The 11,999-nt window shown below is 49.4% G+C and carries 8 protein-coding genes, 11 tRNA genes and 1 rRNA gene; all 20 read right to left on the bottom strand.

Annotation, left to right across the window (positions count from 1 at the left end):
* Nucleotides 1–228: 228 nt before the first annotated feature.
* The gene (gene glmM, locus AC50Y3_RS26180; protein ID WP_494821663.1) at nt 229–1,575 is read right to left on the bottom strand and encodes a phosphoglucosamine mutase; all 1,347 of its coding nucleotides are present in this window, start codon (nt 1,573–1,575) and stop codon (nt 229–231) included.
* Nucleotides 1,576–1,632: 57 nt separating this feature from the next.
* Entirely contained in the window at nt 1,633–3,057 is a 1,425-nt protein-coding gene (locus AC50Y3_RS26185) for a CdaR family protein (protein WP_494821664.1), read from the bottom strand.
* The gene (cdaA, locus tag AC50Y3_RS26190) at nt 3,050–3,889 is read right to left on the bottom strand and encodes a diadenylate cyclase CdaA (protein ID WP_494821665.1); all 840 of its coding nucleotides are present in this window, start codon (nt 3,887–3,889) and stop codon (nt 3,050–3,052) included. Before cdaA ends, AC50Y3_RS26185 begins: the two co-directional genes overlap by 8 nt.
* 138 nt (nt 3,890–4,027) lie before the next feature.
* Nucleotides 4,028–4,651, bottom strand: a complete 624-nt coding sequence (locus AC50Y3_RS26195) for a zf-HC2 domain-containing protein (RefSeq protein ID WP_494821666.1) — start codon at nt 4,649–4,651, stop codon at nt 4,028–4,030.
* Between the two features lie 121 nt (nt 4,652–4,772).
* On the bottom strand, nt 4,773–5,339 hold the full coding sequence (sigW, locus tag AC50Y3_RS26200; RefSeq protein ID WP_090986482.1) for an RNA polymerase sigma factor SigW: 567 nt from the start codon (nt 5,337–5,339) through the stop codon (nt 4,773–4,775).
* Nucleotides 5,336–6,259 carry a DMT family transporter gene (locus AC50Y3_RS26205; RefSeq protein ID WP_494821667.1) on the bottom strand — a complete coding sequence of 308 codons (924 nt, stop codon included), beginning with the start codon at nt 6,257–6,259 and terminating at the stop codon, nt 5,336–5,338. The genes sigW and AC50Y3_RS26205 overlap by 4 nt, the downstream gene beginning before the upstream one ends.
* A gap of 137 nt (nt 6,260–6,396) precedes the next feature.
* The gene (gene ppc, locus AC50Y3_RS26210) at nt 6,397–9,204 is read right to left on the bottom strand and encodes a phosphoenolpyruvate carboxylase (RefSeq protein WP_494821668.1); all 2,808 of its coding nucleotides are present in this window, start codon (nt 9,202–9,204) and stop codon (nt 6,397–6,399) included.
* Nucleotides 9,205–9,532: 328 nt separating this feature from the next.
* Nucleotides 9,533–9,606, bottom strand: a tRNA-Gly gene (locus tag AC50Y3_RS26215).
* A gap of 9 nt (nt 9,607–9,615) precedes the next feature.
* A tRNA-Pro gene (locus AC50Y3_RS26220) sits at nt 9,616–9,692 on the bottom strand.
* Between the two features lie 25 nt (nt 9,693–9,717).
* Nucleotides 9,718–9,794, bottom strand: a tRNA-Arg gene (locus AC50Y3_RS26225).
* Between the two features lie 3 nt (nt 9,795–9,797).
* Nucleotides 9,798–9,872, bottom strand: a tRNA-Gly gene (locus AC50Y3_RS26230).
* 162 nt (nt 9,873–10,034) lie between these two features.
* Nucleotides 10,035–10,877, bottom strand: a complete 843-nt coding sequence (locus tag AC50Y3_RS26235; RefSeq protein WP_494821669.1) for an ABC transporter ATP-binding protein — start codon at nt 10,875–10,877, stop codon at nt 10,035–10,037.
* Nucleotides 10,878–11,176: 299 nt separating this feature from the next.
* Nucleotides 11,177–11,256: transfer RNA gene (locus tag AC50Y3_RS26240), tRNA-Leu, on the bottom strand.
* A 32-nt stretch (nt 11,257–11,288) separates the two neighbouring features.
* Nucleotides 11,289–11,364 (bottom strand) — tRNA-Lys (locus AC50Y3_RS26245).
* A gap of 9 nt (nt 11,365–11,373) precedes the next feature.
* A tRNA-Gln gene (locus AC50Y3_RS26250) sits at nt 11,374–11,448 on the bottom strand.
* Between the two features lie 6 nt (nt 11,449–11,454).
* Nucleotides 11,455–11,530: transfer RNA gene (locus AC50Y3_RS26255), tRNA-Val, on the bottom strand.
* 18 nt (nt 11,531–11,548) lie between these two features.
* Nucleotides 11,549–11,623, bottom strand: a tRNA-Glu gene (locus AC50Y3_RS26260).
* 17 nt (nt 11,624–11,640) lie between these two features.
* Nucleotides 11,641–11,716, bottom strand: a tRNA-Thr gene (locus AC50Y3_RS26265).
* 4 nt (nt 11,717–11,720) lie between these two features.
* A tRNA-Asn gene (locus AC50Y3_RS26270) sits at nt 11,721–11,796 on the bottom strand.
* Nucleotides 11,797–11,902: 106 nt separating this feature from the next.
* A 23S ribosomal RNA gene (locus AC50Y3_RS26275) occupies nt 11,903–11,999 on the bottom strand; the annotation flags it as partial.

The following is an 11,999-nucleotide window of genomic DNA, read 5'->3' on the forward strand; positions in this document are numbered from 1 at the left end:
CCTCACTTTCGCTTCCTGAATGATACTTCTCCTACTATATTCATTTTTATGCTACGGTGCAACAAATAATTGTGGTAACCGTTTACAAACCGCACATAATTTCCAAATGCTTATCTTACTCCGCCACGATCCTTTTCATTGCAAAAGCAACCCTAGACGCTCGCAGTAACTGCGTATGTCTAGGGTTGCCCGATCACATAAAGTTATGAACGATAATGCCGCAATTTACTACTCTGCACCAAGCTCTGCGCGCACCGTGTCCACGATACGAGCTACATAAGCCTCGACTTGCTCTTTATCCGGGCCTTCTGCCATGACGCGGATAAGCGACTCTGTGCCCGATGGGCGCACGAGTACACGACCGTTGTCGCCAAGCTCCTGCTCCACTTCAGCGATAACCGCAGCAATCGCCGGATTGTCCTTATACGTGCTTTTATCGGCAACGCGCACATTAATCAGCACTTGCGGATATTTGCGCATCAATGTTTTCTGTTCGCTTAGCTTCTTGCCGGAACCAACGAGCGTATCCGTCAACTGCAAGGCAGTCAGAATACCGTCACCCGTCGTATTGTAATCGAGGAAAATAACATGGCCGGATTGCTCGCCGCCCAAGTTATATCCGCCGCGGCGCATCTCTTCCATCACGTAACGGTCACCGACCGCCGTTTGTGCCGTGTTCAAACCGATTTTGCCGGCAGCCTTGAAGAAGCCGATATTGCTCATAACTGTCGTTACAACAGTATCGTTCTTCAGCTTGCCAGCCCGCTTCATCGCGTCGCCGCAAATGCACAGAATATAGTCGCCATCGACTTCTTCGCCATTCTCATCAATTGCGATCAAACGATCCGCGTCGCCGTCGAAGGAAAGACCGAAATCCGCGCCATGCTTCAGCACTTGTTCACGCAGATGCTCCGGATGCGTCGAACCTACGCCATCATTGATGTTCAGGCCATTCGGCTCAGCGCCGACCGTAATGATCTCTGCACCAAGCTCACGGAACACAGTTGGCGCAATGGAATGCGCGGAACCGTTCGCACAGTCGAGCACAATCTTTAACCCTGTGAACGAATGCGTAACCGTCGTTTTCAAGAAGTCGATAAATTGGCGTTTTGCTGTTTCATCTACGGTTACTGTACCGATATCGCCACCTTCAGGACGCGGCAATTCATCTACTTCTGCATCCATTAAGCGCTCGATCTCAAGCTCTGTATCATCGGAGAGCTTGTAGCCGTCTCCGCCAAAGAATTTAATGCCGTTATCTTCTACCGGATTATGCGAGGCGGAAATCATGACACCCGCATCCGCACCAAGCACACGTGTTAAGTAAGCAACCGCTGGCGTCGATACAACGCCGATACGTACAACACTTGCCCCAATGGACAGCAGACCCGCAATAAGCGATGCCTCCAGCATTGGACCGGAAATACGAGTATCCAGCCCGATAACAACCTTCGGCTTCTCAGCCTTGCCAGCAAGTACGTAGCCGCCGCAGCGACCGATTTTATAAGCAAGCTCAGGCGTGAGCTCGCGGTTTGCGACACCGCGTACACCGTCTGTTCCAAAATATTTTCCCATTGTTCCAAAATCCCCTTTATCTAATCTAAAATATGCATCAAGCAACAATCGGGCACTCTACGGCACCGATGCTCCTGTGTTCGAGTTTGGACTCGAGTTTGCCGTGCCTTCACTATTACCTTTAGCCTCACCGGCTGGTTCATCTCCGGTTATCGCGTCTTCCCCGCCATTTACAGCCTCGGAATCAGGAGTCGTCGCCGGATCGCCTCCGGTATCTCCCTTGCCGTTTGGATCGGTAGTCGTCTCTGTACTGTCTGTAATTTCCACCGTAATGGTAATCGGCGCATTTGGAGCTTGATCGACGAACCGCGGCAGATGTACCTCAAGCGGCACATCGTGGCTGCCCGGTCCGAGTCCGCTTAAGTCCGCAATCAGCTGGACATCCTTGGATTCAAGCGCAGCCAGAACATTCGAAGCGCCTTTCACAATAGCATCGACCATGCCGTTTGGAGGCAGCGTTACTTTGGCGTTCAAGCCTTCGGACAGACCAATCATCTTCACCGGCAAATGCGACATCACTCTCGTCTCGGCAGGCACAATCGAATAATCGAATGTGACTGTCAGCGGATCTACCGTGGCAATTCCTTCTATTTTTGGGATATCGAGCTCCATCGTACCTGATTCTGTCAGCTTCGACAAGTCAATTGTAATGCCATCATAATAATCATACTTGTCCAGCACGTTCTGAGGTCCGTATACCGTAATCTGCTCCACACTCTGCTTAAAGGATGCAATCGCATACCCATCCGGAATCTTACCCGTAAATCCAATTTGCAACGGCAGCTTCTTAAACGGCTTCGTAATTGGAATTTCCACTTCGACCACGCTCGGACTGATGACCGCGTCTGTGAGCTCGTTGCCTTCCTTATCGTAAGCGACAAGCTTCATTTTCTTATCGTTAACCGTCTCTTCTTCGCCCTCAACCGATACAGTGCCTCCGACCGATGCGACCAAATCCATCTGATCCTTCGGCAGCGTTACATGTACGCGGTTGTTTGGTTTCACGACCGGCTGTCCGATTTTATATCCTTTACCCGGAACGCCATCGGTCTTAACCGTGACCTCATATTCTTTCGTAACGATACGCTCTAATACGACCGTCACGTTGCTTGGCCGCACTTCGATGAGTTCCAGACCACGCGGCAGATTCACCTTAACCGGAAGCACTTTACGCCCCTCTGTGGCTTGACTGAGATCAACCGTGACTTGATAGTCATTGTTACGTGAAGCTATCAGAAAATCCGACTTCGAGCCCTGTACCGTCAAATGGACAACTTCGGGATCAAGCAGCCGCAGCGCATAATTCTTATCATCCATCCCAATCGGTGTTACCTGAACCGCATCAATCTCCTGCGTTTCCGTCAGATTTGCCACCGTATTAGGTGTTTTTTCCGAATCGAAATGTACAACGGCCCACATCAGAATACCGATCATCAGGGAGAGAATCTTAATCGCCGTCGGATGGCTTAGCCACTTATCCATGCTGATTGCCTCCTTTCCGTTTCCAGAAAGGTTTCTTCACACCTTGACGCTCGCGCGCTTTGGAGTTCGGGTTCAGCTCTTCGAACAGCTTCGAGATCAGCGATTCTTCTTTAATGTCGCGAACAATCATCCCGCCGACTGCAAGTGAAATCTGCCCCGTTTCTTCCGAGACCACGATAGACACAGCATCGCATACCTCGGTGACGCCGATCGCAGCACGATGCCTTGTCCCTAATTCCTTGCTGATAAAAGGATTCTCCGACAGCGGCAAATAGCAGCCCGCAGCCATAATTTGACTGCCTCGAATAATAACGGCTCCATCATGAAGCGGTGTGTTCGGGATGAAGATATTAATGAGCAGCTCCGAGCTCACGAGGGACTCCATTTGGATCCCGGACTCAATATAATCGGACAACCCGGTATTGCGCTCAAATACGATCAATGCGCCGATCTTGCGCTTGGCCATATAATTAAGCGACTTAATGATCTCGCCAATCCGATCACTAATGTCCCGCTCCACTACAGAGGACCGACTAAACAGACTGCCTCGTCCGAGCTGTTCCAGCGCCCTGCGAAGCTCAGGCTGAAAAATGATCAGGATCGTAACGACCCCGAACGTAAACATTTGATTCATAAGCCACTTGAGCGTATACAAATTAAACCAGGTGCTGACGGCCCAAGTTGCAACCAGGACAATGATCCCTTTTAACAGCTGAACGGCTCTTGTACCTCGGACAAGCAGAATCAATTTATAGATAATATAGCTAACAACGGAAATATCAATGAGATCTTTGATCCATTCTTTCCAAGTCAAATCTGCGAAATAGTTCATCTGCCAACCCCCAAAGACCAAATGCCTGGGCATTTTAATTCTTTTATCGGATTTCTAACTTTATTATTTTCTAGAACCGGGGATGCAAATCCTTTTTTTTTCACAAAAAAACCTCCCGCAAGAGGAGGCAGTCATAAATCAATAGGCCAAACTGCTGATGGAATGCGTAACTTTGTACCAAAACCAGTCCAGCGCCTGGTCAATCTGCTTCACTTCTCCGGATATATGTGCGGTAGAGGCTTGATACAGTTTACCTGAAATCACGGTAACATTGCCATCTACATCGCCTAGTACGTTTGCTTCGCCATTCTCAACCGTAAGGTCTCCCTTGATATGAGCACCTTCCGGTACAGTAACCGTATCACCTTCAATAATGACTTGTGCAAGATCTCCACCGCGTACAGTGAGATCGTTATCTTGCTGCCACATAGCGAGGAAGCTTGAGAACATCACAAGGGCAAATACAGCGGCAACCGAGACGGCAGGATGATTGCGAACCCAGCTGGCAAATCCGATTTTACGGCGTTTCACCGGCAGCGAGCTCATAATACGGTCGGTGAGCTGCGCGGATTGGTGCGGCGAAATCGTTACACGAGTGTCCATCATCGAATGTGTTAGCGCTTCCGTCCGTTCCAGTTGCTCAAGCCTTGTGCAGCATGATTCACAGGAATCTATATGAAGTTTCAATTCAGCCAAATCATCGTGAGGCAGCTCACCATCCAAATAATCATGCATCAGCATGACGGCGACGTTGCAATTCATAGCAGCCATTCCTTTCTTCGTTAGTTCAGTAGTATACGTTACGTGTTCGGGGCGGCGATGTTTCACTTTTTTTAAATATCCGCACCTGTCCAAAATTTAACTTTTCGCTATCCGCCTCTGCCTACAGCTTATGCTCCAGCTTCTTGCGCAGGAATTCCCGGCCGCGATGGACACGGGTTTTCACCGTCGTTACCGGCATATCGAGCACATCGCCGATTTCCTGCAAGGACAGCTCTTCTAAGTAACGAAGCACCATAACCGATTTATACTTAGCCGGCAGCGTCTCAATGGCTTGATGAATGATTCGCTGCGTGTCCGACAGCAGCATCTCGCTCTCCGGCGTACGGTTGTCGCTAGGGATCATGGCATACCCATCAAGACCCTCATGCTCACCTGACTCTGCATCTAAGGAGTACACCGGCTTTCTCTTCCGCAACCGGTCGATACATAAATTCGTGGCGATCCGGTAGATCCAAGTAGAGAATTTCATCGTGTCGTCGTAACGCTCTAAATTTTTGTATACACGCAAAAACACATCCTGTACAACATCCTCTGCTTCCTGACGGTTGTACAGCATACGGTATGACATATGATAAAGCTTGTCCTGATAAAGCTCCACGAGCTCTGCAAAAGCCCGTTGGTCGCCTTTCAAAGCTAACTTGGCTAATCTCGCCTCAACTGATTTCAATGCTTCTCCTCCAAACGCGCCGAGTTCCCCTTCCGTTTAACGGTCGGCAATTCGGCTATTCCGATCCCTGCAATAATAAGCAAGATACCAACTACTCGCCACACGCTAAGCGGCTCTCCAAGGATTGTCCATGCCGTCACTATCACTACCGGCAGCTCCACGGCGCCGAGCAATGCGGACAAGCTGCTGCCAATGCGGGGAATTCCGATATTAAACAACAAGGTGGGTATAACTTGGGCCAATGTACCAAGAAGCAATCCCCAACCAAGCAGCACTGCTTCTCGACTTGCTGAGAAGGCCCCAGAGCCATAGAGAAGCGCAATGAGTATAAAACCTGAACTGACCATGACAGCGGAGCGTATAACCGTATCCTGCTGCCCCTCAAGCTGTCCCGTCCACCAAATAAACAAGCTATAAGACACGGCAGATAAGAATCCCGCCAGGACTCCGGAGACACTCACCTTAGTCAGTCCGCTCTCCAGCAGCCCTACGGCAAGCACCGTGCCAAGCATAACGACGACAATCGCCAGCAAACGTAATCTGCCGGGCCATGTCCGTTTCTGAATGCTGTCTAGCAAGATGGTAATCCATGTAAACTGAAAAAGCAATACTATCGCCAGCGAAGCGTCCAACCGCTGCAATGCCGCATTATATAGAATCGTCGTCATCGCAGGTCCGCATGTACCGATCATTACAAGCTTCAGCCATGATCCGCGAAGAGGATTCTGCCGTCGCTTCCACCGCAGTAGCGCAATCAGCCATAGCATCACCATCGCTATGCCCATCTGATGAACGGTCACTTGCCCTTGCGTAAAGCCGGCCGCGTACGCTTTCTTAATAAGAGCTGACGTCGAACCGTAGCTTGCAGCCCCTATCAGCACACAAAGAAGAGATAGCCAATACATCGGATCCCGCTTCATGCGCAGCCGCCTCCCCTTGCCAGTTGACCGGATAACAACGAGAAAAAGGGCCGGACCCCGGGCGGACAACAACTGTCCGGGCGTCCAGCCCCTTTTATGAAAGTTATGCTCCAATTGGCGAAGGCATGATGTTTACATCAACCCGTGTTACGAAGTCCCGCTGCTATTCCGTTGATCGTGAGCAGCACTTCACGCAGCAGTTCCGGATCGTCGGCTTCACCGTTCTCACGTTTCTCACGCAGTTCCTTCAAGAGCTGCACTTGCATGTAGCTCAGTGGATCTACGTACGGGTTACGCAGACGGATCGACTCTTGGATAACAGGTACGTTATCAAGAATGTCTGCTTGGCCTGTGATTTGCAGAATGAACGAGGACGTCATTGCATATTCTTCCTCGATTTGAGTGAAAATGCGTTCCCGGATCGTCGTGTCTGAAATCATACCGGCATATTCTTTCGCAATTTGCAGATCGGCTTTCGCAAGCGCCATTTGCAAGTTATCAATTAATGTGGTGAAGAACGGGAATTTCTCGTACATGACACGCAGCGTGTTCATACGCTTCTCGTCACCTGCGACATACCCTTGCAGTGCCGTTCCGGCTGCGTACCAAGCAGGCAGCAAGTAACGGCTTTGCGTCCAAGCGAATACCCACGGAATAGCACGCAGATCCTCGAAACGGTCGCTTCCTTTACGTTTTGCAGGACGGGAACCGATATTCAGCTCGCCAACCTCAGGAAGTGGTGTCGATTCTTTGAAGAACGTCATGAAATCCGGATCGCGGAAAATCAGATCCTGGTACTTCGTTAGCGCAGTCTCCGAAATGCCGCGTGCAATCTCATCCCACTCCGCAGTTGCTCCTGCTTCTTGCTCCGGATACTTCGCCAAACGCGAAGCTGTAACCAGAGCCCAAGTCGCTTGCTCCAAGCTGCGGTAAGCAATGCCCTTCATGGAGTAACGGGACGATAACACTTCCCCTTGCTCCGTAATCTTAATACCGCCGCCAACCGTATGCGGAGGCTGTGCGAGAATACTGCGGTTCAGCGGCATACCGCCGCGGCCAAGCGCTCCGCCACGACCGTGGAAGAACTTCAGCTTCACGTCGAATTTCTTAGCTGCACTTGTAATCGCATTAAGCGCTACGCGCAGCTCCCAGTTCGCCGTAACCACGCCGCCGTCTTTGTTGCTGTCGGAGTAACCAAGCATGATCTCATGCAGATTCCCGCGCGCTTCAACAGACTGACGGTAGATAGGAAGTGCAAACAGCTGCTCCATAATGCCAGGTGCCGCATGCAAATCGTCGATTGTTTCGAATAGAGGTACTGCCTGCAAGGTGCAGCGAACTTGACCGTTTGATTCCTTGCGGAACAAACCGACCTCTTTCGCAAACACCATTACTTCGAGCATATCGCTCGCGCCCTGCGTCATACTGATCAGGTAGCTGGAGATACAGTTCACACCGAACTCAGCTTGTGCACGATAAATCGTATGGTAAACATCCAAGCACTCACGCGTGCTCTCGGAATAGTCAAAATGCGGCGAAGTAAGCGGACGCGGATCGTTCAGCAATTTGTGCAGCAGCTCGATCTTCTCGTCTTCTGTCAGAGACTCATAATTATCCACAATGTTCATGTTGGCAAGCACTTCAGTCATCGCATTCTCATGCTCTTTACTGTGCTGGCGAACGTCCAGTGCAGCGAGATGGAATCCAAACAACTCGACTTGGCGAATCAGTTTACGGATATGCGTATCCGCAACATAATCGGCAAAATGATTACGCAAGCTTCTGTCGATGATATACAAGTCCTCTTTTAGCTCATCCGCGCTGTTATAACGCTTGACTGAGCCCTTAGGCGTATCCTTCGAAGTATTAGCGAGCTTCTCTAGCATATAGCCGAGTTTAACCCTGTAAGGTTCTTTATCGTTACGCCATAGATCCACACTGCGCGTGTCGATTTTCTCACGATCACTCTTGATCGATTCCAGCAGCTCAGCAGAAACTTCAATAATATTCGTGCTGAAGCTGAGCTGGCTCATAACTTCCTTCAGCAGCTCCTCATACTTTTCCAGTACAAGTCCGCGCTGCAGCGTTAAAGTTTCCCAAGTTACTTTAGCCGTTACCGACGGGTTTCCGTCACGGTCGCCGCCAATCCACGAACCGAAGCGGAGATACGTAGGCACATGCCAGCGCTCTTCCGGGTAGTACTTATCCAAGCAACGCTCAAGCTCTTCATATACGCTAGGAAGCACCTCGAACAATGTCTCGTCAAAATAGTACATGCCATTACGCACTTCATCTATAACTGTAGGCTTACGATCGCGAAGCTCATCCGTTTGCCACAAAGTCAGCACTTCATTCAGCAGCTTCTCACGCAGTTTCTCACGCTCACGGTAAGTCAGCGTAGGGTTGTCCAATTCCATTACTTCCGCTGCAATACGCTGATGAATATCAAGCACGGCGCGGCGTGTAGCTTCGGTTGGATGTGCCGTCATAACGAGCTCAAGCGAAATATCTTCAATAATGCTTCTAACATTGTCTACATCAATACCTTGATCCTTGAGCACTTGAATAGCGCTTTCGATCGATCCAGGCTGCACCGTTTCCCCAGCAGAACGTTCGTAATCGCGTTTACGGCGAATACGGTGATTCTGTTCCGCAATATTAACGAGTTGAAAATAAATCGCAAACGCACGAATAACCTGATGACGCGTTTCCGGATTCAAAGCATCAATGACTGCAGTGAATTCATCATACAGCTCCGGCAGGAATTGCGCACGCAGCGCTTTACTCATCTCGCGGATTTTCTCTACATTCTCCAGCAGCTCGTGACCGCCTTGGTGGACAAGTACATCCCCAAGAATGTTCCCCAAGAACCGAACGTCTCGGCGAAGCAAATTGTTTGATTGCGGTCGATTGGTTGTGACAGTCGTTCCAGCATGTTCCGACATTCCCTAATCCTCCTCCAGGTTTCGCATGATGCAAAACCACCTCGTAAGCATAGTCTTTGTGTGTAACGGAGCAAAATCACTCGTAAGCAAATCTTCGGATTTAACGCATGAATTCTACTTGGCCTGTGTATTTATACGACTTACTTTCAGATTCCAGCTCGTAAAATCGTCAACATAAGCCAATTTAACCCGTATTGTCGGTTTTTAACTTTAACCATCATACTACAAATTAACAGTCGGTTGAAGCTTTTTCACGCATGGAAGAAAAAGGGTCAAACTATATAAAAATAAAAAGCCTTGGAGTACCAAGGCCTTGAATGTCGTTTTATGGAGCGGGTGATGGGAATCGAACCCACGCTATTAGCTTGGAAGGCTAAAGTTCTACCATTGAACTACACCCGCAGAAGAAGATGGTCGGGATGACACGATTTGAACATGCGACCCCCTGGTCCCAAACCAGGTGCTCTACCAAGCTGAGCTACATCCCGTTATGTATCTACTGCATTTAAAGAATGGCGTGCCCTGAGAGATTCGAACTCCCGACCTTTTGATTCGTAGTCAAATGCTCTATCCAGCTGAGCTAAGGGCACTAATGGAGCGGAAGACGGGAATCGAACCCGCGACCCTCGCCTTGGCAAGGCGATGCTCTACCGCTGAGCCACTTCCGCATTGTGTCAGTCGCTTTTTCTCAAGCGCGACAAGTAATAATATATCATGCTGAAATATGAAATGCAACCCTTTTTCTAAAAAAAAATATGATACCTTTGCAATCGCCGACCACACTGCTGTGGCCGGCGATGATTGGTGCGTATTAAGCTGCCCTATCAGCTCTAGACCGACATACTCAGTGGCATCGGTATCTCTTGCTGAATCGCCGCAGGCGCTCCTGTACGAGCGAGTGCGTAAGGTAAGCAAAGCGGCACGCCTGAGCGAGGATCCAAAATGATATCCGCCTCGATGCTAAACACCTCACGGAGGATATCCTTATTCATGACAGCAACCGGCGTTCCTTCGCCAACCACATTACCGCTCTTAATGGCGATCATATGATGTGCATACCGTGATGCATGATTCAAGTCGTGAACAACCATGACAATCGTTCTGCCAGCCGTTTCGTTCAAATGCTGCAACAGCTCCAATACTTCCAGCTGATGCGTCATATCAAGGAATGTTGTAGGTTCATCCAAGAACAGCATATCTGTCTGTTGAGCAAGTGCCATTGCAATCCATGCACGTTGACGCTGACCACCCGATAAACGGTCGATCGGACGATCTGCGAATTCCGTCATCCCCGTCTTCTCAACCGCCCACTGGATTACAGAGCGATCCTCCTTGCTGAGCGAGCCAAAACCCTTCTGATAAGGGAAACGCCCGTAGGAGACAAGCTCAGCCACTGTCAAACCATCCGGAGCCGTTGGATTCTGTGGCAGGATAGCTAGCTGCTTCGCTACTTCCTTCGTGGATTGTTTATGTACCGATTTCCCATCTAATAGCACCGTTCCTGCAGATGGGGACATCAAACGAGCCATCGTCTTCAATATCGTCGATTTACCGGAGCCATTAGCTCCCACAAGCGCGGTGATCTTGCCTTTAGGAATAATAATATTTAAGTTCTCGACAATAAGGCGTTCCTCATAGCCGATATTAAGTTTGGATGTCATAAAAGAATTCATCTATTTACAGCTCCTTGCAGAACACGATGCCCTGCTTTGATAATATTTCTCATTAGGTACTATATCATGATAATCATTCTCAGTTAATTCGTCAAGTGTTAGCGCCTGTTGAATGAAATAATATCCCCACACCTTCCACAACTCTGTGAAGAACCGATTATTATCGTGCAAATTGTCACAACATTCAGGCTAAACTGTGGATAAGTAATGCAGTCATACCAAGCGATTCGCCACTTATGCAATAGTTATCTACAGAGTTATACACAAAAAGGCCCTCAACGAGGGCCTTCTGTTTGTGATGCGCGTAGAGGGACTTGAACCCCCACGGTCGCCCGCCAGATCCTAAGTCTGGTGCGTCTGCCAATTCCGCCATACGCGCGCATATACAATTCCATTCTCATTAGGTGAAAATGGTGAGTCATGTAGGATTCGAACCTACGACACCCTGATTAAAAGTCAGGTGCTCTACCAACTGAGCTAATGACTCAAACTAAAATGGCTGGGGATCTAGGATTCGAACCTAGGGATGACGGAGTCAAAGTCCGTTGCCTTACCGCTTGGCTAATCCCCAGTATACTGGTGGAGGCTGACGGGATCGAACCGCCGACCCTCTGCTTGTAAGGCAGATGCTCTCCCAGCTGAGCTAAGCCTCCGGGGTAGAGATGAAAAAATGGTGACCCGTAGGGGACTCGAACCCCTGTTACCTCCGTGAAAGGGAGGTGTCTTAACCACTTGACCAACGGGCCATCTTACAAAAAATCACTGGAGCTCTCAACCGGAATCGAACCGGTGACCTCATCCTTACCATGGATGCACTCTGCCGACTGAGCTATGAGAGCATAATGGCTCCCCGAACAGGACTCGAACCTGTGACAACTCGATTAACAGTCGAGTGCTCTACCAACTGAGCTATCAGGGAACAGTATAATTCAGGAAACCTAACACCCTGAAAACTGGATACGAATCTTTGCGAAGGTCTTCATTAGCTGATCTTGTCCGAAGTTGAACATTCGAGCGAATGTTCGTAGGATAAGCCCTCGACCGATTAGTATTCGTCAGCTGCATGCATTGCTGCACTTCCACCTCGAACCTATCAACCTGATCGTCTTTCAGGGGTCTTAC

The sequence above is a fragment of the Paenibacillus sp. J22R98 genome, assembly GCF_059383835.1.